Genomic DNA, 26,926 nt, shown 5'->3' with positions numbered 1-26,926 from the left:
CTAAATCAAGGCTTGAATGATTTATCTATTAATATAAAGATAGCCAGCTAATTGAACTGTCTCATTCTGATCATTGATGTACTCAATTACGTAGAAGTATGTTCCTTCTGGTAATTTCTCGCCTTGTGCTACTGTCACTCTACCTTCTGATATACCTCTAAATGCACGGTTACCATTGTTATAGTTCTCAGTATTATAAACCTCTACACCCCAACGGTTGAAAATACTAACCGTGTTTTCAAAATTCTCGATTCCTTGAATGATGAAGAAATCGTTACGTCCATCACCATCTGGTGTAACTCCATTAAAAATCTTAATTTTTCTTGGGTCTGAATCTAGATAATCTGGGATTCCATCATTATCAAAGTCTCCATTTATTAAATCTGGACCTGTAATAATATCATCGTTATCATCATCTAAATCTCTATAATCTGGCTCCTCATCCCCATCTGTATTATTAAGATCATTGCGAGGATCACTGTCCACAAATGCTCCATTTGCATCGTCATAACCACCATTAGGTGTGCTATCAAACGCATCATCAAGACCATCATTATCTGCATCATTTCCTGAAGGCGTAACATCTGGCTGACCATCATTATCGTAATCAAAACCTTCTGTACTATCAGGAACTCCATCATCGTCAGAATCTTCATCTAGATAATCAGGAAGTCCATCACCATCAAAATCTATTGGCATAATTCCCTCTCCAGATCCTGGTGTGTTTTCGTACGCATCATCTAATCCATTTCCATCAGAATCAACTCCAGAAGGCTCCACATACCCAGCTGTTGATTGACCTTCAACATTATCAGGAATACCATCTCCATCACTGTCTAAATCAAACCAGTCTGGAATTCCGTCTCCATCACTATCACCATTACCTTCAAGAATATCAATAATACCATCATTGTCATCATCAATATCATCAACATCTGGTATTCCATCTCCATCATTATCTGGATAGTTGTAACCGTTGTTCTCTTCAAACACATCTACACCTGAAATTACTGTTACAGTTGTAGGATCTGTCCCTTCTGTTTGTGAAGCACTATTTGGCAATGTTGTTTCATCTATATCTACAATAGCATCTCCTGCTGCTATTACGGTAGCCACATAATCACCATTTGCATCTGTAATTACAGTTTGAGTATTCCCTTCAGAATCGGTTATAATTACACTTACTCCTGCAAGATCAGGTTCTCCAGGATCTTGAATTCCATTTCCATTTGAATCCAGATAAACGTGTCCTGAAATAGTCCCTGGAATATTGAAACCATTATTTTCTTCAAACACTGTCGCACCTGCTGTTACTGTTACAGTTGTAGGATCTGTTCCTTCTGTAAGGGTTGCACCTGCAGGTAACGTAGTTTCATCAATATCAATCACAACATCTCCAGGTACCACAATTGTTGCAGTATAATCTCCATTATTATCTGTAATTACAGTTTGAATATTTCCATCAGAATCAGTTATAACTACAGTTACTCCTGCAAGATCTGGCTCTCCTGGATCTTGAACTCCATTACCATTTAGGTCTTCATATAAGTGACCTGTTACGGTTGCTGGTGTATTATAACCATTATTTTCTTCAAACGTATCAATGCCAGAGACTACGGTTACAACAGTTGGATCGGTTCCTTGTGTTTGAATGGCACCTACCGGTAGTGTTGCTTCATCTATATCTACTGTAGCATTACCAGGTGCCGAAACTACTGCTGTGTAATTTCCATTTGCATCTGTAACCACTGTAACTATATTACCTAGTGAATCTGTAATGACTACTATGACACCTGATAATCCAGGCTCACCTGGATCTTGAACTCCATTACCATTGACATCATCATAGATAGTACCAGACACAGTTCCTGGAACATTGAAACCATTGTTTTCTTCAAATACCGTTACTCCTGAAACAGCTATCACCGTTGTAGGATCTGTTCCTTCTGTTTGAACAGCTCCTACTGGTAAAGTAGTTTCATCAATATCTATAATTGTCGCTCCAGGAGCAGAGACATTTACTGTATAATCACCGTTAACATCAGTAACTACAGTCTGCACCATACCTAAAGAATCTGTTATTATCACAGTTACTCCTGCTAAATCTGGTTCTCCTGGATCTTGCACGCCGTTGCCATTAACGTCATCATATAGATGACCTGTAATTACAGATGGTATATTGAAACCGTTGTTCTCTTCGAAAACAGTACTACCTGATGTTACAACAACGGTTGTAGGATCGGTACCTTCTGTTTGTACAAAACCTAATGGTAGCGAATTGTCATCAATATCTACAACCACATTACCAGGTGTTAAAATCAACGCAGAATAATCTCCATTAACATCCGTAGTAACAATTTGTATGTTACCGTTACTATCAGTAATTACCACATCTACACCAACTAAATCTGGTTCACCAGCATCCTGTACTCCATTACCATTTAAATCTTCATACAAGTGACCTGTAACTACTCCTGGGATATAATAACCATTATTTTCCTCAAATACAGTAGTACCAGAAATCACAGTTACTGTAGTTGGATCTGTACCTTCACTTAAAATAGCTCCGGCAGGTAATGTAGCTTCATCTATATCAATAGTAACATCCTGTCCTCCGGTTACTGTAACTGTATAATCACCATTACTATCAGTCACGACAATTTGGGTATTTCCTAAACTATCAGTTACGATGACATTTACACCTGCAAGATCTGGTTCACCAGGATCTTGAACGCCGTTGTTATTTAAGTCATTATACACGTGCCCTTGTATGGAACCTGTTTCAAGTATAAATCCATCATCTGTAGTTGTAACAGTTGTATTAGTCACTACCGTTATACTCTCTGGATCTGATCCAATGGTAGATAAAATATAACCTGATGGATCAACTACGTCCACATTATAATCTCCAGAAGGGACTGTAGCCGTCCAGTTACCAGTAGCATCTACCGTCACTGTAGTTACAACGCCATTAACATCAGTCAAATTAACTAGTGTACCGGCAGGGAATAAATTATCAACAGTTGGATCATATAACCCATCATTATTTATGTCTTCAAACACAAATCCTGTTACAGTTCCTTGACCTTGATATCCATCATCTGTACTACTGTTAGTTGTACCAGCCACAACAGTAACTGTTTCGGGATCACTTCCCACTGTTGTTAATACTGTACCAGTTGGATCAGTAACATCTATCGTCGTATCTCCTGATGGAACTACCACTGACCAACTTCCGTCTGGCTGAGTTGTAACTACTTGTACAACTCCGTTTGAATCTGTAACTACTACATCTACACCACCTAAGCCTGGCTCGCCTGCATTCTGTACTCCATCTCCGTTTAAGTCCTCAAAGACTAATCCGTTTAAGATTCCATTCTGATCTAAAGGTGTCACCGTTGGATCATCTGGGTCGCCATCTGCGTCTGGATCTACATCATTCACATTGTTTGGATCATCACTGTCATCGCTCACAGGTCCTAATGGATCTCCATTTGGATCTATAGCGTCTGCTTCTGATACCGCTGTATTGGTTACACTTCCGTTTGCTATATCTGCTGCCGTTAACGTGTAAACCTGATCTGCTATACTTCCTACTGCGCCTGGAGCTAATGTACTTGGAACTACTGGCTCATTTACTAAACCTAGTAAAGCATCACTGATTACTGCATTCTCTACTAACACGTTACCATTATTGGTCACTGTAAAGCTGTAGGTAATCGTGTCTCCTGCATCTGTAATACCATTCCCATTAGCATCTACTACTCCTCCGCTTACTTTCTCTAAAGATAAGTTTGCCTCTGCTGTAAAGAATCCATCAGCTGGCTCGGTTACATTTGATCCTGATCCTACTGTTGTAGTCGTTGGATCTGTTCCGGCTGTCTGAATATCAGTGCCTGCTGGTAATGTAGACTCGTCTATATCGGTTGTCGTATCTCCTGATGGAACTACCACTGACCAACTTCCGTCTGGCTGAGTTGTAACTACTTGTACAACTCCGTTTGAATCTGTAACTACTACATCTACACCACCTAAGCCTGGCTCGCCTGCATTCTGTACTCCATCTCCGTTTAAGTCCTCAAAGACTAATCCGTTTAAGATTCCATTCTGATCTAAAGGTGTCACCGTTGGATCATCTGGGTCGCCATCTGCGTCTGGATCTACATCATTCACATTGTTTGGGTCATCACTATCATCGCTCACAGGTCCTAATGGATCTCCATTTGGATCTATAGCGTCTGCTTCTGATACCGCTGTATTGGTTACACTTCCGTTTGCTATATCTGCTGCCGTTAACGTGTAAACCTGATCTGCTATACTTCCTACTGCGCCTGGAGCTAATGTACTTGGAACTACTGGCTCATTTACTAAACCTAGTAAAGCATCACTGATTACTGCATTCTCTACTAATACATTACCATTATTGGTCACTGTAAAGCTGTAGGTAATCGTGTCTCCTGCATCTGTAATACCATTCCCATTAGCATCTACTACTCCTCCGCTTACTTTCTCTAAAGATAAGTTTGCCTCTGCTGTAAAGAATCCATCAGCTGGCTCGGTTACATTTGATCCTGATCCTACTGTTGTAGTCGTTGGATCTGTTCCGGCTGTCTGAATATCAGTGCCTGCTGGTAATGTAGACTCGTCTATATCGGTTGTCGTATCTCCTGATGGAACTACCACTGACCAACTTCCGTCTGGCTGAGTTGTAACTACTTGTACAACTCCGTTTGAATCTGTAACTACTACATCTACACCACCTAAGCCTGGCTCGCCTGCATTCTGTACTCCATCTCCGTTTAAGTCCTCAAAGACTAATCCGTTTAAGATTCCATTCTGATCTAAAGGTGTCACCGTTGGATCATCTGGGTCGCCATCTGCGTCTGGATCTACATCATTCACATTGTTTGGGTCATCACTATCATCGCTCACAGGTCCTAATGGATCTCCATTTGGATCTATAGCGTCTGCTTCTGATACCGCTGTATTGGTTACACTTCCGTTTGCTATATCTGCTGCCGTTAACGTGTAAACCTGATCTGCTATACTTCCTACTGCGCCTGGAGCTAATGTACTTGGAACTACTGGCTCATTTACTAAACCTAGTAATGCATCACTGATTACTGCATTCTCTACTAATACGTTACCATTATTGGTCACTGTAAAGCTGTAGGTAATCGTGTCTCCTGCATCTGTAATACCATTCCCATTAGCATCTACTACTCCTCCGCTTACTTTCTCTAAAGATAAGTTTGCCTCTGCTGTAAAGAATCCATCAGCTGGCTCGGTTACATTTGATCCTGATCCTACTGTTGTAGTCGTTGGATCTGTTCCGGCTGTCTGAATATCAGTGCCTGCTGGTAATGTAGACTCGTCTATATCGGTTGTCGTATCTCCTGATGGAACTACCACTGACCAACTTCCGTCTGGCTGAGTTGTAACTACTTGTACAACTCCGTTTGAATCTGTAACTACTACATCTACACCACCTAAGCCTGGCTCGCCTGCATTCTGTACTCCATCTCCGTTTAAGTCCTCAAAGACTAATCCGTTTAAGATTCCATTCTGATCTAAAGGTGTCACCGTTGGATCATCTGGGTCGCCATCTGCGTCTGGATCTACATCATTCACATTGTTTGGGTCATCACTATCATCGCTCACAGGTCCTAATGGATCTCCATTTGGATCTATAGCGTCTGCTTCTGATACCGCTGTATTGGTTACACTTCCGTTTGCTATATCTGCTGCCGTTAACGTGTAAACCTGATCTGCTATACTTCCTACTGCGCCTGGAGCTAATGTACTTGGAACTACTGGCTCATTTACTAAACCTAGTAAAGCATCACTGATTACTGCATTCTCTACTAATACATTACCATTATTGGTCACTGTAAAGCTGTAGGTAATCGTGTCTCCTGCATCTGTAATACCATTCCCATTAGCATCTACTACTCCTCCGCTTACTTTCTCTAAAGATAAGTTTGCCTCTGCTGTAAAGAATCCATCAGCTGGCTCGGTTACATTTGATCCTGATCCTACTGTTGTAGTCGTTGGATCTGTTCCGGCTGTCTGAATATCAGTGCCTGCTGGTAATGTAGACTCGTCTATATCGGTTGTCGTATCTCCTGATGGAACTACCACTGACCAACTTCCGTCTGGCTGAGTTGTAACTACTTGTACAACTCCGTTTGAATCTGTAACTACTACATCTACACCACCTAAACCTGGCTCGCCTGCATTCTGTACTCCATCTCCGTTTAAGTCCTCAAAGACTAATCCGTTTAAGATTCCATTCTGATCTAAAGGTGTCACCGTTGGATCATCTGGGTCGCCATCTGCGTCTGGATCTACATCATTCACATTGTTTGGATCATCACTGTCATCGCTCACAGGTCCTAATGGATCTCCATTTGGATCTATAGCGTCTGCTTCTGATACCGCTGTATTGGTTACACTTCCGTTTGCTATATCTGCTGCCGTTAACGTGTAAACCTGATCTGCTATACTTCCTACTGCGCCTGGAGCTAATGTACTTGGAACTACTGGCTCATTTACTAAACCTAGTAAAGCATCACTGATTACTGCATTCTCTACTAACACGTTACCATTATTGGTCACTGTAAAGCTGTAGGTAATCGTGTCTCCTGCATCTGTAATACCATTCCCATTAGCATCTACTACTCCTCCGCTTACTTTCTCTAAAGATAAGTTTGCCTCTGCTGTAAAGAATCCATCAGCTGGCTCGGTTACATTTGATCCTGATCCTACTGTTGTAGTCGTTGGATCTGTTCCGGCTGTCTGAATATCAGTGCCTGCTGGTAATGTAGACTCGTCTATATCGGTTGTCGTATCTCCTGATGGAACTACCACTGACCAACTTCCGTCTGGCTGAGTTGTAACTACTTGTACAACTCCGTTTGAATCTGTAACTACTACATCTACACCGCCTAAGCCTGGCTCACCTGCATCCTGTACTCCATCTCCGTTTAAGTCCTCAAAGACTAATCCGTTTAAGATTCCATTCTGATCTAAAGGTGTCACCGTTGGATCATCTGGGTCGCCATCTGCGTCTGGATCTACATCATTCACATTGTTTGGATCATCACTGTCATCGCTCACAGGTCCTAATGGATCTCCATTTGGATCTATAGCGTCTGCTTCTGATACCGCTGTATTGGTTACACTTCCGTTTGCTATATCTGCTGCCGTTAACGTGTAAACCTGATCTGCTATACTTCCTACTGCGCCTGGAGCTAATGTACTTGGAACTACTGGCTCATTTACTAAACCTAGTAAAGCATCACTGATTACTGCATTCTCTACTAACACGTTACCATTATTGGTCACTGTAAAGCTGTAGGTAATCGTGTCTCCTGCATCTGTAATACCATTCCCATTAGCATCTACTACTCCTCCGCTTACTTTCTCTAAAGATAAGTTTGCCTCTGCTGTAAAGAATCCATCAGCTGGCTCGGTTACATTTGATCCTGATCCTACTGTTGTAGTCGTTGGATCTGTTCCGGCTGTCTGAATATCAGTGCCTGCTGGTAATGTAGACTCGTCTATATCGGTTGTCGTATCTCCTGATGGAACTACCACTGACCAACTTCCGTCTGGCTGAGTTGTAACTACTTGTACAACTCCGTTTGAATCTGTAACTACTACATCTACACCGCCTAAGCCTGGCTCACCTGCATCCTGTACTCCATCTCCGTTTAAGTCCTCAAAGACTAATCCGTTTAAGATTCCATTCTGATCTAAAGGTGTCACCGTTGGATCATCTGGGTCGCCATCTGCGTCTGGATCTACATCATTCACATTGTTTGGATCATCACTGTCATCGCTCACAGGTCCTAATGGATCTCCATTTGGATCTATAGCGTCTGCTTCTGATACCGCTGTATTGGTTACACTTCCGTTTGCTATATCTGCTGCCGTTAACGTGTAAACCTGATCTGCTATACTTCCTACTGCGCCTGGAGCTAATGTACTTGGAACTACTGGCTCATTTACTAAACCTAGTAAAGCATCACTGATTACTGCATTCTCTACTAACACGTTACCATTATTGGTCACTGTAAAGCTGTAGGTAATCGTGTCTCCTGCATCTGTAATACCATTCCCATTAGCATCTACTACTCCTCCGCTTACTTTCTCTAAAGATAAGTTTGCCTCTGCTGTAAAGAATCCATCAGCTGGCTCGGTTACATTTGATCCTGATCCTACTGTTGTAGTCGTTGGATCTGTTCCGGCTGTCTGAATATCAGTGCCTGCTGGTAATGTAGACTCGTCTATATCGGTTGTCGTATCTCCTGATGGAACTACCACTGACCAACTTCCGTCTGGCTGAGTTGTAACTACTTGCACAACTCCGTTTGAATCTGTAACTACTACATCTACACCACCTAAACCTGGCTCGCCTGCATTCTGTACTCCATCTCCGTTTAAGTCCTCAAAGACTAATCCGTTTAAGATTCCATTCTGATCTAAAGGTGTCACCGTTGGATCATCTGGGTCGCCATCTGCGTCTGGATCTACATCATTCACATTGTTTGGATCATCACTGTCATCGCTCACAGGTCCTAATGGATCTCCATTTGGATCTATAGCGTCTGCTTCTGATACCGCTGTATTGGTTACACTTCCGTTTGCTATATCTGCTGCCGTTAACGTGTAAACCTGATCTGCTATACTTCCTACTGCGCCTGGAGCTAATGTACTTGGAACTACTGGCTCATTTACTAAACCTAGTAAAGCATCACTGATTACTGCATTCTCTACTAATACATTACCATTATTGGTCACTGTAAAGCTGTAGGTAATCGTGTCTCCTGCATCTGTAATACCATTCCCATTAGCATCTACTACTCCTCCGCTTACTTTCTCTAAAGATAAGTTTGCCTCTGCTGTAAAGAATCCATCAGCTGGCTCGGTTACATTTGATCCTGATCCTACTGTTGTAGTCGTTGGATCTGTTCCGGCTGTCTGAATATCAGTGCCTGCTGGTAATGTAGACTCGTCTATATCGGTTGTCGTATCTCCTGATGGAACTACCACTGACCAACTTCCGTCTGGCTGAGTTGTAACTACTTGTACAACTCCGTTTGAATCTGTAACTACTACATCTACACCACCTAAACCTGGCTCGCCTGCATTCTGTACTCCATTTCCGTTTAAGTCCTCAAAGACTAATCCGTTTAAGATTCCATTCTGATCTAAAGGTGTCACCGTTGGATCATCTGGATCTCCATCTGCGTCTGGATCTACATCATTCACATTGTTTGGATCATCACTGTCATCGCTCACAGGTCCTAATGGATCTCCATTTGGATCTATAGCGTCTGCTTCTGATACCGCTGTATTGGTTACACTTCCGTTTGCTATATCTGCTGCCGTTAACGTGTAAACCTGATCTGCTATACTTCCTACTGCGCCTGGAGCTAATGTACTTGGAACTACTGGCTCATTTACTAAACCTAGTAAGGCATCACTGATTACTGCATTCTCTACTAATACGTTACCATTATTGGTCACTGTAAAGCTGTAGGTAATCGTGTCTCCTGCATCTGTAATACCATTCCCATTAGCATCTACTACTCCTCCGCTTACTTTCTCTAAAGATAAGTTTGCTTCTGCTGTAAAGAATCCATCAGCTGGCTCGGTTACATTTGATCCTGATCCTACTGTTGTAGTCGTTGGATCTGTTCCGGCTGTCTGAATATCAGTGCCTGCTGGTAATGTAGACTCGTCTATATCGGTTGTCGTATCTCCTGATGGAACTACCACTGACCAACTTCCGTCTGGCTGAGTTGTAACTACTTGTACAACTCCGTTTGAATCTGTAACTACTACATCTACACCACCTAAGCCTGGCTCGCCTGCATTCTGTACTCCATCTCCGTTTAAGTCCTCAAAGACTAATCCGTTTAAGATTCCATTCTGATCTAAAGGTGTCACCGTTGGATCATCTGGGTCGCCATCTGCGTCTGGATCTACATCATTCACATTGTTTGGATCATCACTGTCATCGCTCACAGGTCCTAATGGATCTCCATTTGGATCTATAGCGTCTGCTTCTGATACCGCTGTATTGGTTACACTTCCGTTTGCTATATCTGCTGCCGTTAACGTGTAAACCTGATCTGCTATACTTCCTACTGCGCCTGGAGCTAATGTACTTGGAACTACTGGCTCATTTACTAAACCTAGTAAAGCATCACTGATTACTGCATTCTCTACTAACACGTTACCATTATTGGTCACTGTAAAGCTGTAGGTAATCGTGTCTCCTGCATCTGTAATACCATTCCCATTAGCATCTACTACTCCTCCGCTTACTTTCTCTAAAGATAAGTTTGCCTCTGCTGTAAAGAATCCATCAGCTGGCTCGGTTACATTTGATCCTGATCCTACTGTTGTAGTCGTTGGATCTGTTCCGGCTGTCTGAATATCAGTGCCTGCTGGTAATGTAGACTCGTCTATATCGGTTGTCGTATCTCCTGATGGAACTACCACTGACCAACTTCCGTCTGGCTGAGTTGTAACTACTTGTACAACTCCGTTTGAATCTGTAACTACTACATCTACACCACCTAAGCCTGGCTCGCCTGCATTCTGTAATCCATCTCCGTTTAAGTCCTCAAAGACTAATCCGTTTAAGATTCCTTCTTGAGGAATATTGAAAATAGTTGGGTCTTCAAAATCTCCGTCAGAATCAGTATCTACATTTGTAAGATCATCAGGATCATCTGAAACATCAGAAACATTAGGCAATGCATTTCCTTGAGAATCCGTAGTTTGAGCAGTAACCGTTGCCGAGTTAATTATTTGTCCATTGGCAATATCACTTGCTGTAAGCGAATAATCAAAAGATGCAGTCCCTATATCACCTGGATTCAAGGTAGCTGGTACTACTGGTAAATTAGCCACTCCAATTGTTGTATCATTAATACTTGCATTTGTCACAACAGTGTTTCCAGTATTCTGAACTGTAAATGAATAAGTAACAATATCACCGACATCTGCTATACCGTTACCATTACTATCGGTATATGAGTCCGCTTTCGCGAAAGCGAGATTAGGAGAGCTCAAATCTACGAATGTAGGGTCCTCTTCATCACCGTCACTATCTATGTCTTGACCAGTAAGATCGTTAGGATCATCAGAGTCATCGGATACATTTCCTAGACTCGTACCATTTGAATCCAAAGCCTCACCAGTAGCAGTTGCCGTGTTTATTATACTACCGTTTATTATATCACTTGTTGTTAACGTGTAGTTTGTAGTTACAACATTACTAACGTCACCTGCATTTAACACAGAAGGAGTAATCACTAATCCTGATACACCAATAATTGCATCATCAATTACAATATTCTGGACTTGTACATTTCCATTATTAGTAACAGTAAAGGAATATGTAATTGTATCACCTGCATCAATAAATCCATTTCCATTAACATCTGCGACCGCGCTAGCAACCTTATCTAAGCTTAAGTTAGGTTCAGGTGTTTGGAAACCATCTGCAGGCTCGCCTACACTTGTACCTGCTGCAACATTAGTTGTTGTAGGATCAGTACCAGCTGTTTGAACCTCTGTCCCATTTGGTAGGGTCGTTTCATCAATATTTGAAGTGGTAACTCCTGCTGGAACTACAACCGACCAACTACCATCAGGATTAGTAATAACTTGCTGTGTTGTACCATCGGAGTTAGTTATATCGATTGTAACTCCTCCTATTCCAAATTCTCCTACATCCTGAACACCATTACCATTTTCATCATCAAACACAACACCATTTAAGATACCACCTGCCGTTAAATTAGTTATGGTAGGATCATCAGGATCAGTGTCAGCATCTGGGTTAACGTTTGCTGGATTATTAGGGTCATCACTATCATCGCTAACAGGACCTGCTGGATCACCATTAGGATCTATCGAATCACCATCAACAACTGCGGTGTTGATTACTACACCTGCAGCAATATCCGAAGCCGTTAAGGTGTAAACCTGATCTACTATAGTTCCTGTTTGTCCAGGTAGTAACGTAGACGGTGTTACAATAGCATTAATTAATCCAATTGTATTATCGTTAATAACCAAGTTCTCGACTTGAACATTACCATTGTTAATTACGGTAAAGCTATATGTGATAGTGTCTCCTGCATCGGTAATACCATTTCCATTAGTATCAACTACGCCTCCGCTAGTTTTTTCAAGGGCAAGATTTGAATCAACTATAAAGTATCCGTTGTCTTCTTCTGTCGTTGTTGCTCCAGCCGTTACTGTCACATTCGTAGGATCAGTTCCTTCTGTTTGTACAAATCCTACTGGTAGATCTGCATCGTCGATATCTACGCTTGCTGTGCCTGGTGCTGCTACTTGAGCCGTGTAAGTTCCTGTTGCATCCGTCTGAACGGTTACTGCTTGACCTGCACTGTCCGTAATCGTAACTTCTACGTTTTCTATGCCTGGCTCGCCTGCATCTTGTGTCCCGTTTCCGTTTACATCATTATAAACTACTCCTGTTACCGTGCCTGGTACATTGAATCCGTTGTCTTCTTCTGTCGTTGTTGCTCCAGCCGTTACTGTTACATCCGTAGGATCAGTTCCTTCTGTTTGTACAAATCCTACTGGTAGATCTGCATCATCGATATCTACGCTTGCTGTGCCTGGTGCTGCTACTTGAGCCGTGTAAGTTCCTGTTGCATCCGTCTGAACGGTTACTGCTTGACCTGCACTGTCCGTAATCGTAACTTCTACGTTTTCTATGCCTGGCTCGCCTGCATCTTGTGTCCCGTTTCCGTTTACATCATTATAAACTACTCCTGTTACCGTGCCTGGTACATTGAATCCGTTGTTCTCCTCTGTCGTTGTTGCTCCAGCCGTTACTGTTACATCCGTAGGATCAGTTCCTTCTGTTTGTACAAATCCTACTGGTAGATCTGCATCATCGATATCTACGCTTGCTGTGCCTGGTGCTGCTACTTGAGCCGTGTAAGTTCCTGTTGCATCCGTCTGAACGGTTACTGCTTGACCTGCACTGTCCGTAATCGTAACTTCTACGTTTTCTATGCCTGGCTCGCCTGCATCTTGTGTCCCGTTTCCGTTTACATCATTATAAACTACTCCTGTTACCGTGCCTGGTACATTGAATCCGTTGTTCTCCTCTGTCGTTGTTGCTCCAGCCGTTACTGTTACATCCGTAGGATCAGTTCCTTCTGTTTGTACAAATCCTACTGGTAGATCTGCATCATCGATATCTACGCTTGCTGTGCCTGGTGCTGCTACTTGAGCCGTGTAAGTTCCTGTTGCATCCGTCTGAACGGTTACTGCTTGACCTGCACTGTCCGTAATCGTAACTTCTACGTTTTCTATGCCTGGCTCGCCTGCATCTTGTGTCCCGTTTCCGTTTACATCATTATAAACTACTCCTGTTACCGTGCCTGGTACATTGAATCCGTTGTCTTCTTCTGTCGTTGTTGCTCCAGCCGTTACTGTTACATCCGTAGGATCAGTTCCTTCTGTTTGTACAAATCCTACTGGTAGATCTGCATCATCGATATCTACGCTTGCTGTGCCTGGTGCTGCTACTTGAGCCGTGTAAGTTCCTGTTGCATCCGTCTGAACGGTTACTGCTTGACCTGCACTGTCCGTAATCGTAACTTCTACGTTTTCTATGCCTGGCTCGCCTGCATCTTGTGTCCCGTTTCCGTTTACATCATTATAAACTACTCCTGTTACCGTGCCTGGTACATTGAATCCGTTGTCTTCTTCTGTCGTTGTTGCTCCAGCCGTTACTGTTACATCCGTAGGATCAGTTCCTTCTGTTTGTACAAATCCTACTGGTAGATCTGCATCATCGATATCTACGCTTGCTGTGCCTGGTGCTGCTACTTGAGCCGTGTAAGTTCCTGTTGCATCCGTCTGAACGGTTACTACTTGACCTGCACTGTCCGTAATCGTAACTTCTACGTTTTCTATGCCTGGCTCGCCTGCATCTTGTGTCCCGTTTCCGTTTACATCATTATAAACTACTCCTGTTACCGTGCCTGGTACATTGAATCCGTTGTCTTCTTCTGTCGTTGTTGCTCCAGCCGTTACTGTTACATCCGTAGGATCAGTTCCTTCTGTTTGTACAAATCCTACTGGTAGATCTGCATCATCGATATCTACGCTTGCTGTGCCTGGTGCTGCTACTTGAGCCGTGTAAGTTCCTGTTGCATCCGTCTGAACGGTTACTACTTGACCTGCACTGTCCGTAATCGTAACTTCTACGTTTTCTATGCCTGGCTCGCCTGCATCTTGTGTCCCGTTTCCGTTTACATCATTATAAACTACTCCTGTTACCGTGCCTGGTACATTGAATCCGTTGTCTTCTTCTGTCGTTGTTGCTCCAGCCGTTACTGTTACATCCGTAGGATCAGTTCCTTCTGTTTGTACAAATCCTACTGGTAGATCTGCATCATCGATATCTACGCTTGCTGTGCCTGGTGCTGCTACTTGAGCCGTGTAAGTTCCTGTTGCATCCGTCTGAACGGTTACTACTTGACCTGCACTGTCCGTAATCGTAACTTCTACGTTTTCTATGCCTGGCTCGCCTGCATCTTGTGTCCCGTTTCCGTTTACATCATTATAAACTACTCCTGTTACCGTGCCTGGTACATTGAATCCGTTGTCTTCTTCTGTCGTTGTTGCTCCAGCCGTTACTGTTACATCCGTAGGATCAGTTCCTTCTGTTTGTACAAATCCTACTGGTAGATCTGCATCGTCGATATCTACGCTTGCTGTGCCTGGTGCTGCTACTTGAGCCGTGTAAGTTCCTGTTGCATCCGTCTGAACGGTTACTGCTTGACCTGCACTGTCCGTAATCGTAACTTCTACGTTTTCTATGCCTGGCTCGCCTGTATCTTGTGTCCCGTTTCCGTTTACATCATTATAAACTACTCCTGTTACCGTGCCTGGTACATTGAATCCGTTGTCTTCTTCTGTCGTTGTTGCTCCAGCCGTTACTGTTACATCCGTAGGATCAGTTCCTTCTGTTTGTACAAATCCTACTGGTAAATCTGCATCATCGATATCTACGCTTGCTGTGCCTGGTGCTGCTACTTGAGCCGTGTAAGTTCCTGTTGCATCCGTCTGAACGGTTACTGCTTGACCTGCACTGTCCGTAATCGTAACTTCTACGTTTTCTATGCCTGGCTCGCCTGCATCTTGTGTCCCGTTTCCGTTTACATCATTATAAACTACTCCCGTTACCGTGCCTGGTACATTGAATCCGTTGTCTTCTTCTGTCGTTGTTGCTCCAGCCGTTACTGTTACATCCGTAGGATCAGTTCCTTCTGTTTGTACAAATCCTACTGGTAAATCTGCATCATCGATATCTACGCTTGCTGTGCCTGGTGCTGCTACTTGAGCCGTGTAAGTTCCTGTTGCATCCGTCTGAACGGTTACTGCTTGACCTGCACTGTCCGTAATCGTAACTTCTACGTTTTCTATGCCTGGCTCGCCTGCATCTTGTGTCCCGTTTCCGTTTACATCATTATAAACTACTCCTGTTACCGTGCCTGGTACATTGAATCCGTTGTCTTCTTCTGTCGTTGTTGCTCCAGCCGTTACTGTTACATCCGTAGGATCAGTTCCTTCTGTTTGTACAAATCCTACTGGTAAATCTGCATCATCGATATCTACGCTTGCTGTGCCTGGTGCTGCTACTTGAGCCGTGTAAGTTCCTGTTGCATCCGTCTGAACGGTTACTGCTTGACCTGCACTGTCCGTAATCGTAACTTCTACGTTTTCTATGCCTGGCTCGCCTGCATCTTGTGTCCCGTTTCCGTTTACATCATTATAAACTACTCCCGTTACCGTGCCTGGTACATTGAATCCGTTGTCTTCTTCTGTCGTTGTTGCTCCAGCCGTTACTGTTACATCCGTAGGATCAGTTCCTTCTGTTTGTACAAATCCTACTGGTAAATCTGCATCATCGATATCTACGCTTGCTGTGCCTGGTGCTGCTACTTGAGCCGTGTAAGTTCCTGTTGCATCCGTCTGAACGGTTACTGCTTGACCTGCACTGTCCGTAATCGTAACTTCTACGTTTTCTATGCCTGGCTCGCCTGCATCTTGTGTCCCGTTTCCGTTTACATCATTATAAACTACTCCTGTTACCGTGCCTGGTACATTGAATCCGTTGTCTTCTTCTGTCGTTGTTGCTCCAGCCGTTACTGTTACATCCGTAGGATCAGTTCCTTCTGTTTGTACAAAACCTACTGGTAAATCTGCATCATTGATATCTACGCTTGCTGTGCCTGGTGCTGCTACTTGAGCCGTGTAAGTTCCTGTTGCATCCGTCTGAACGGTTACTGCTTGACCTGCACTGTCCGTAATCGTAACTTCTACGTTTTCTATGCCTGGCTCGCCTGCATCTTGTGTCCCGTTTCCGTTTACATCATTATAAACTACTCCCGTTACCGTGCCTGGTACATTGAATCCGTTGTCTTCTTCTGTCGTTGTTGCTCCAGCCGTTACTGTTACATCCGTAGGATCAGTTCCTTCTGTTTGTACAAATCCTACTGGTAAATCTGCATCATCGATATCTACGCTTGCTGTGCCTGGTGCTGCTACTTGAGCCGTGTAAGTTCCTGTTGCATCCGTCTGAACGGTTACTGCTTGACCTGCACTGTCCGTAATCGTAACTTCTACGTTTTCTATGCCTGGCTCGCCTGCATCTTGTGTCCCGTTTCCGTTTACATCATTATAAACTACTCCTGTTACCGTGCCTGGTACATTGAATCCGTTGTCTTCTTCTGTCGTTGTTGCTCCAGCCGTTACTGTTACATCCGTAGGATCAGTTCCTTCTGTTTGTACAAAACCTACTGGTAAATCTGCATCATTGATATCTACGCTTGCTGTGCCTGGTGCTGCTACTTGAGCCGTGTAAGTTCCTGTTGCATCCGTCTGAACGGTTACTGCTTGACCTGCACTGTCCGTAATCGTAACTTCTACGTTTTCTATGCCTGGCTCGCCTGCATCTTGTGTCCCGTTTCCGTTTACATCATTATAAACTACTCCCGTTACCGTGCCTGGTACATTGAATCCGTTGTCTTCTTCTGTCGTTGTTGCTCCAGCCGTTACTGTTACATCCGTAGGATCAGTTCCTTCTGTTTGTACAAATCCTACTGGTAGATCTGCATCATCGATATCTACGCTTGCTGTGCCTGGTGCTGCTACTTGAGCCGTGTAAGTTCCTGTTGCATCCGTCTGAACGGTTACTGCTTGACCTGCACTGTCCGTAATCGTAACTTCTACGTTTTCTATGCCTGGCTCGCCTGCATCTTGTGTCCCGTTTCCGTTTACATCATTATAAACTACTCCCGTTACCGTGCCTGGTACATTGAATCCGTTGTCTTCTTCTGTCGTTGTTGCTCCAGCCGTTACTGTTACATCCGTAGGATCAGTTCCTTCTGTTTGTACAAATCCTACTGGTAGATCTGCATCATCGATATCTACGCTTGCTGTGCCTGGTGCTGCTACTTGAGCCGTGTAAGTTCCTGTTGCATCCGTCTGAACGGTTACTGCTTGACCTGCACTGTCCGTAATCGTAACTTCTACGTTTTCTATGCCTGGCTCGCCTGTATCTTGTGTCCCGTTTCCGTTTACATCATTATAAACTACTCCTGTTACCGTGCCTGGTACATTGAATCCGTTGTCTTCTTCTGTCGTTGTTGCTCCAGCCGTTACTGTTACATCCGTAGGATCAGTTCCTTCTGTTTGTACAAATCCTACTGGTAAATCTGCATCATCGATATCTACGCTTGCTGTGCCTGGTGCTGCTACTTGAGCCGTGTAAGTTCCTGTTGCATCCGTCTGAACGGTTACTGCTTGACCTGCACTGTCCGTAATCGTAACTTCTACGTTTTCTATGCCTGGCTCGCCTGCATCTTGTGTCCCGTTTCCGTTTACATCATTATAAACTACTCCCGTTACCGTGCCTGGTACATTGAATCCGTTGTCTTCTTCTGTCGTTGTTGCTCCAGCCGTTACTGTTACATCCGTAGGATCAGTTCCTTCTGTTTGTACAAATCCTACTGGTAAATCTGCATCATCGATATCTACGCTTGCTGTGCCTGGTGCTGCTACTTGAGCCGTGTAAGTTCCTGTTGCATCCGTCTGAACGGTTACTGCTTGACCTGCACTGTCCGTAATCGTAACTTCTACGTTTTCTATGCCTGGCTCGCCTGCATCTTGTGTCCCGTTTCCGTTTACATCATTATAAACTACTCCTGTTACCGTGCCTGGTACATTGAATCCGTTGTCTTCTTCTGTCGTTGTTGCTCCAGCCGTTACTGTTACATCCGTAGGATCAGTTCCTTCTGTTTGTACAAAACCTACTGGTAAATCTGCATCATTGATATCTACGCTTGCTGTGCCTGGTGCTGCTACTTGAGCCGTGTAAGTTCCTGTTGCATCCGTCTGAACGGTTACTGCTTGACCTGCACTGTCCGTAATCGTAACTTCTACGTTTTCTATGCCTGGCTCGCCTGCATCTTGTGTCCCGTTTCCGTTTACATCATTATAAACTACTCCCGTTACCGTGCCTGGTACATTGAATCCGTTGTCTTCTTCTGTCGTTGTTGCTCCAGCCGTTACTGTTACATCCGTAGGATCAGTTCCTTCTGTTTGTACAAATCCTACTGGTAGATCTGCATCATTGATATCTACGCTTGCTGTGCCTGGTGCTGCTACTTGAGCCGTGTAAGTTCCTGTTGCATCCGTCTGAACGGTTACTGCTTGACCTGCACTGTCCGTAATCGTAACTTCTACGTTTTCTATGCCTGGCTCGCCTGCATCTTGTGTCCCGTTTCCGTTTACATCATTATAAACTACTCCCGTTACCGTGCCTGGTACATTGAATCCGTTGTCTTCTTCTGTCGTTGTTGCTCCAGCCGTTACTGTTACATCCGTAGGATCAGTTCCTTCTGTTTGTACAAATCCTACTGGTAGATCTGCATCATCGATATCTACGCTTGCTGTGCCTGGTGCTGCTACTTGAGCCGTGTAAGTTCCTGTTGCATCCGTCTGAACGGTTACTGCTTGACCTGCACTGTCCGTAATCGTAACTTCTACGTTTTCTATGCCTGGCTCGCCTGCATCTTGTGTCCCGTTTCCGTTTACATCATTATAAACTACTCCTGTTACCGTGCCTGGTACATTGAATCCGTTGTCTTCTTCTGTCGTTGTTGCTCCAGCCGTTACTGTTACATCCGTAGGATCAGTTCCTTCTGTTTGTACAAATCCTACTGGTAGATCTGCATCGTCGATATCTACGGTAGCATCGCCAGATAACACCGTTGCAGTGAATTGACCACTTGCATTGGTTTGAACCGTTACTGGATCACCATTTGTAGGAGTAATAACTACATCAACATTAGAAAGAAGAACATCTCCAGTATCAAAAGTTCCATTACCATTAATGTCATTATACACAACTCCTTCAAGGTTACCTGAACCTAATATAGTTTCGGTAATATCATCCTCTGTATTACCATCGCCATCGTTACCGTCATCAGAAACATCTGAAATTGGATCTCCATTATCATCAACTGCATTGGCAATAGCTTGATTATCTACTTGACCTGAATTAATATCTTGTTGATTAATCGTATAAACCGCTGTAAAGGTAGCAGAGGCTCCTGGTCTTAAATCAATAGCATCTCCTTCACCATCTTCATTGGTTCCTCCCGATTGATAAGCTGGAGTAGGCAAAGGTGTGTTTGTACCTGTAAATAGTCCAGCAGACTCTGAAACCGTTACATCAAAAGCAAAACTAGAACCTATATTTTGAACTATATAGGTATAGCTAATAACTCCTGTTGCAGGATCAAATGTACTTGTTTTAGTAATTTCTAACTGAGTTGAACAAGCTTCTGCGAAACCAGCTTCGAGAAAATCTGGTGTTCCGTTAGAATTTAAATCTGCTGGTTCGGTATAACCTTCTCCTGATTCACCGCTAGTAACAAGACCATTACTACTGTTCACTGTTTCAGGAGCTAAATTACCAAGGATTCCATCTTCCTGCGCTTTCGCGAAAGCATCAATAAAACCAGCTTCTACAGTATCAGAACATCCATCACCATCAGAATCTGGATCTAAATGATTAGGAATTCCATCTCCATCTATATCTGGGGCATTGATAATTACTACAGTTGGTTCACCACCGAAGTCATCTATAACACATTCATCGAATTGAACACTATAGAATCTACTTTGTGCAGCATTAATATTTTTTGTTACACCAATTACATATTCGAATTGATTAACATCTTGACGCTGGAAGAATACTTTATATCTCGCATCGGTATCTATAGGTTCAATCGGAGCAGAACCAGTCCCGTTTGCTCTAAATTGAGTTACTCCACCAGTAAGATTTGTTGCAATAATATTCGTAGGATTATTTAATGAATAACCCACTAAATTCCTTAATCTATAGAATTCTCTAATTCTACCTGACCCGTCGCTGTCAACATCCTGAATAAATCCACTAATTCTATTAACAACAGTAAGATTAGTAGTTCCAGCATCTACCAATTGAACATTGAAGGTAACTGTTAAATCACCAGAGGATGCTGCAGAATAATTAATTACAGGCTGCCATGCATTTGCATCTCCAGAAGCATTATCAATAGAATTTAATGTTGCTCCAGTAGATCTTTGTGTAATTTCAACAATAGCATCAATTCCTGCGCGAACTCCAGAAAATCTGTATCTAGCTCCTACTTGACCTGCCGTACCTGAGATTAACGTACCTCCATTAAAATTGTAAGTTTGACCAGTACAAGTTGTAGAATTATCTGTGTAAAACTCAAAACCTTCTGTGATATCGGTAATTCCGTCATTATCATCATCTAAGTCATCTCTATCTACAACTCCATCACCATCTTCGTCATTTGGTAAACTGCGATCCCTGAAGTCTACATTACCTCCAGAATTTAAATCGCCATCGGTATCTGGTAAGTTAGCAGTATCATCTATATTACCATTAGGATCAGCATAGGTAGGTGTTTGATCAACTGCATCGTCCAAACCGTCATTATCGGAATCATTACCTGATAAAGTTAATCCAGCTTCAACAGTATCATTCCCACCTTGATTGTCAGAATTTAGATCCAGATAATCAGGAAGGTCGACCGTATCTGTATTTACTGGCAATAATCCAAGCTCATCGTTATTTTGATTATAAGCAGTAGGTAAACCATTTGCTGTAACATCTGGAATTCCATCTCCATCTGCATCGTTTACTAACGGATCAATATAACCTAAAGTAGTTTGAGCCTCATTATTATCAGGAATACCATCACCATCAGAATCTAAATCCAAATGGTTAGGTATACCGTCACCATCCTGATCTGAAGGATTAGTAAATGGGTTATTATCACCGTCCAAATTAGCATCTTCATTAATATCTAGAATACCATCATTGTCGTCATCGATATCTACGGTGTCAGGAACCCCATCACCATCTGTATCATCTTGATCAAGATAATTTGGAACTCCATCTAAATCTTCGTCATCATTTGTAGGGTCATTATCATTATTGGTATCCTCTCCAGTTCCAGATGTCAAAAGTGAATCGTTATCGTCATCGGTATCTCTATAATCTGGTTGATCAGTACCATCTGTATTATTTAATTCATTACCAGGATCATTTGTTACAGGAGTACCATTAGGATCTCCATATCCCGTTGTATCACCGTCAAACGCATCGTCGAGTCCATCATTATCAATATCATTTTCACTAGGAGTAGTATCAGGACTACCATCGTTATTAAAATCAGAACCTTCGGTAGCATCTGGGACATTATCATTGTCACTATCTAAATCAACATAATCAGGATTTGGATCTCCATCTGTATTTTCTGGCGTAAGCCCTTCTCCACTTCCTGGAGTAGTTTCATAAGCATCATCTAAACCATTCCCATCACTATCTATACCAGATGGTTGTATGTAGCCAGCAGTATCTTGAGCTTCTACATTATCCGTGATACCATCATTATCACTATCCTGATCCAATAAATCTTGTATACCATCATTATCAAAATCACATGAAGAAAAGCGAATATTCCCAATACTAAATCCTGGCTCGGAACCTGGGTTGATCACAGAATCATCAGTAACATCAAAAACAATAGTGATAGTATCTACTGGTGCGGAAAATGATATATTTACATTTCCTGCTCCTGATGCAGCACCAGTTGGGGCAACTGGATCAACGCCTAGAACAGAATTACCTATAACCTCTTGGGTTCCTGCTGGAACTATATTTGGTAAAACCTGAGAAGCTCCATTAAAACCAGTTATAGTGTATCTTTCTTTTCGTCTTATTGAACCTAACTCTCCGTCTACATCCAATAAAGTAAACGCTACATTGTTAAAGGACTCACTATTAAAATCGATCGTGTAAGTTACAGTACCTGTTGCTCCTAATGTTTGTAGGTCGAAACCTGAAATAAGAGTTTGCGGTACAGATGGTTGTCCACCTTGATAAAAAGCACCTGAAATAGGCAGATTAGGCGAATTAAGCAATGCATCGTTAGGGTCAACTACAGTTATATTAACATCTCTAGAATCAACTGAATAAGAGTTACTAAGTGTGCCGGCGGCCCAAGTATTTACGCTCCAGTCCAATGTAGACTCATCCTTACATTCAACCACGTCCAAAATACCATCATTATCATCATCAATATCTACAACATTCGGCACTCCATCACCATCAGTATCTGGACGGTCATCAACATCATCACATGCATCTATGATCCCATCACCATCTGTATCAGGTCCTATCTCGGTATAATCTGGTACAGTATTCGAATTAGAATCAGCTGGTTGTGCATAACTAGCTGCGAGAACAGCACCATTTGAAGAATTCGTTGGTGGGATACCTGAACCATAGGCACCACCATCTCCTCCATCAGCAGAACTATTGTTGTAAGCCTCATTAGCATCAGAACATCCATCATTATCAGAGTCAGTATCTTGAAAATCAAAATTATCTATACCATCAGAGTTAACTAATTCATAGTTAACAATCCCATTATCAGCATCGCCAGGATCTTGAACACTATTAGGAACACCATCAACACCAACAGGACCAGTTAATCGACCGTCAGTATTGACTTCATTATGACCAGCTTCTACCGCGTCATAAATACCATCATTATCTGCGTCAACATCTAAACTATCTATTATCCCGTCACCATCTGTATCTGGACAAGTTGAACCTCCATTAAGAATAAACACTTTTCCATCGCCTCCATCTCCATCTGCTCCTGGAGAAACATTAATAGACTTTATTACAGAACCTGCGGGCGCAAGCTGTGCTAATGGATAAATTGCTATATTAATTGGCTGACCAACCGAAGTATTAATACCTGTATTTATATAATCAGTAAGTACTACATTTAGTTGACCAAAGCTATTTCCTTGTGCATCAAATGCTTCAATATCAAAAGTGTTATTCCCATTTCTTTCAGAAACTAATAAGAAAGATTCTCCTGAAACAGAAATTGGAACATTGTAACTGAGTGTATAGAAATCAGTATCTAAAACAGCTCCAGAAAGTCCTTGGAAATAATTAAAATTTCTTGATTGAAAGGCTGGTAAAATAATTTGTTCCCAGTTAGGATTCGAAATATTATCTCCAGTAGGACCTGTACCTTGGCCACTTGTACCATTAAGAACTTCATACACAACATTATCACTTGTAGAGTTGAAATTCTCTGTATATAAATCTGGAACAATAAAATCATTATAAGTAGTCCCATCTAATGTAACAGATTGCAAATTTGCATTATTATTCCCACCAGAACCAGAAAAGGAGAAAGTGGTATTTGTACTTGTATAAGGGCCAGTAGCCGTTGGTTCAACATAACATTCGTCGGTATCTAAAATACCATCATTATCATCATCTAAATCTACTTCGTCAAAAATTCCATCGTTATCGGAATCAACGCTAGCAGTTGTATCACGGTAATTCACATCACCACCACCATTAACATCACCATCATTATCAGGTAATGATGATGGATTATCTATATTACCATTAGGATCTTGATAACCAGACGTAGCATCAATAGTATCATCTAATCCATCAAAATCTGTATCGTTTCCAGATAGAGCAAAATTATTTTCAGTTGTATCGTTAATTGAATCATTATCAGAATCCAAATCCTTATAATCAGGTACCCCATCAAAATCTGTATCCACAGGTAACACAGCAAAACCATTTGAACAGGTAGCAGAAGTGAAACTATAGCTAACTCCGCCTATTCTAAACCCACCTGAGTTTAATTCGAAAAATACAGATGATGTTGAACTTGTAGTAATAACATTAAATTGAACATAGGAATCAGCAGCTCCACCCGTATTATAATTAGAGATCACCTGTGAACCAAGAGTGATATTCATACTATCACCTGCACCAATATCATTTGCAATTGAAAAAGTAATTGTAGTCCCTACTGGTAGTCCTCTATCAAATTCTAAAGTTAATGGACCTTGAGTTTCACCTGCAGAACCAGTATTTCTAAGACGAACTCCATTAAGATTAGTAGCAGCAACACCATTAGCTTCGGGTGTCCCTAATGCTGGCGTAATATCCTGGTTACCTCCGTAGGTAAATCCTGAAACAGCATTACCACTAGCACTAGTAGTGGACGAACCGTTACAATCAGGATCATAAGTATCCACCAAACCATCACCGTCAGTATCTGTTAAACCACCTTGAGCTATATACCCTAAAGTACCTTGAGCTTCAACATTATCAGGGACACCATCTCCATCAGCATCTAAATCAAACTGGTCTATAATTCCATCACCGTCAGTATCATATAAATCACTTACACCATCATTATTGTTATCAACAAAGTTTGAACTGGAAGGACCATCCGTTCCTGGACCATTAGATGGATCAAAATAATTTAACAATCCATCACCATCGTCATCTCCAAGAGGATCGTTAGCATTAACATTTTCTAGTTCCACTATATCTGGAATCCCATCATTGTCATCATCAATATCAACAAGATCATGAACCCCATCACCATCTTGATCACATGACGGAACAACTAATTGCACCACAGAGGATTCTACCTCAGAACCATAAAACCAAGTGTTTATAACCCTGATATTTCCATAATCATCACACAATAGCGTCGGAGTATTAGTACCTTCACTAGCACCAGCAGTTGCAGGTACCGTATTACCCGGATTTGAACCATTCCATGCGTGTCCTGGTCCTACATTACCATTTAATAAATTAGTATTTACAAATGATCCTGTAGTTGTATTTGCAGTATTTTGAGTTGAGGCGTCAACACAAGTTCCAAAGGCTGTTAATTGTGAATCGTCCCAGAAGAGTTTTTGACTTGCTAAAGTAGGAGTCACAGACTCCATGGTTAAACCATTTAAATTGAATTCCGCATCATACATAGGAACATTGGTCCTACCTCTAAATGACACTAACTTTAAGCTTATGCTTACACCTGCTTCGGCTATATCACCAAACCCATCTAACCCGTCCCAAAAAAGCAAGTTATCACCTACTGGCTGTTCAAATGCTTCAAGAACTACATCCCGAGTATTTGCATCAAAAACCCCATTACCGTCAAAATCTACTAAAAGAGCAACATCTGCAGGCGCATCCAAAGTATAAGGGATGTAATAGTTACCAGGACAACCAAAAATCTCACCAGTTAATATCGGATCTGCTTGTGGAGCAGGTACAAATACAGATTGATCTGGGACGGTTAAAAAAACCGGATACCCATTGTCTAAATTAGGAGAAGTATTGGAAGGTCTATTTACAGATCTTCGTGTTAAAAGAAAATCATTCGCTGGATTATCATCATCATCAACAACACCAAATCTATTCATAGACAACTCATAGGCTAATGGCCTAAATCCTGGTAAAAAATCCACTTTAACAATTACCTGATCATCAGTATACGCGTAAAACTCACCCTCAACAGATGCATCTAGTGTAGGATTAGGTACATTTGGAGTACCTATATCACCATCAGCATCCTGATTTTGATAACCAATTAACGACCATTTATCAGACCATATTCTTCCTGGAATTGCAGAGGTTGTAGATCCCACAGTAAAATCAAAATATGGAAAAAAGAAAATAGCCGGATCTCCATTTCCAAAAGTAAATGGAGTGGCACCACCATCGGTACTTACATAAAATTCAATATAATAATTTCCCGCGGTTGTAGGGTTAAATACATAAGGGTTGTAACCATTTGTAACTCCACCTACACCGTTTGGACCGTTAAAAGCCTCTGTGTAATTTGATACAAATCCTGCATCTCCCGCGATTGGGTTTGCTCCAGCACCATCATCAAATCTACCTGACAATGTTCCTACCTGCACACCGGCGGGATTTACCCCTTCAACTAACGTACCACTCTGGTCGTAAATACGATAATAAGTAAACTCTCCCAGCTCTGGATGATTAGCTGCGTCTAGCCTCTGCCTTGAAAACACTCCAAAATAAAGGTTTTCAGTAGCAGCGTTAGCAATAGTAAAACGCAATCTGCTAGAATTAGGCGCGTTAACATAAGGACCAAACTGACCTCTTGTTATGTAGAGAGCTGTACCATTTGCTGGCTCCACTCCTGTCGCAGAAGGCATCAACTGCTTAGTTCCATCAGCAAAAACTGAACTAGGATTAAGAATGAATAATAATAGTAACACATAGATAATGTTACCATTGAATTTTAGGTTAGAGGGAAAATTAAAACTCATTGTAAATGAAATAATTATCATAAAAACAGAATAGCTTGTTCTATTCCAAATTGCAAAAATACTTGTAACAACATCCCGACGAAGAAAAACCCAGTATTTATAGTTCTATTTCGACAAAATT

The 26,926-nt window shown here is 42.1% G+C and carries 1 protein-coding gene; it reads right to left on the bottom strand.

Features of this window, described 5'->3' with window-relative positions:
* Window positions 1-21: 21 nt before the first annotated feature.
* Window positions 22-26,754, bottom strand: a complete 26,733-nt coding sequence (locus AAT17_RS13325) for an SdrD B-like domain-containing protein (RefSeq protein ID WP_157539262.1) — start codon at window positions 26,752-26,754, stop codon at window positions 22-24.
* Window positions 26,755-26,926 lie beyond the last annotated feature (172 nt).

Origin of the sequence: Nonlabens sp. MIC269, assembly GCF_001430865.1 — a bacterium.
GTDB classification, from domain to species: Bacteria; Bacteroidota; Bacteroidia; order Flavobacteriales; family Flavobacteriaceae; genus Nonlabens; species Nonlabens tegetincola.
This window is presented reverse-complemented; position numbering and strand designations above follow the sequence as displayed.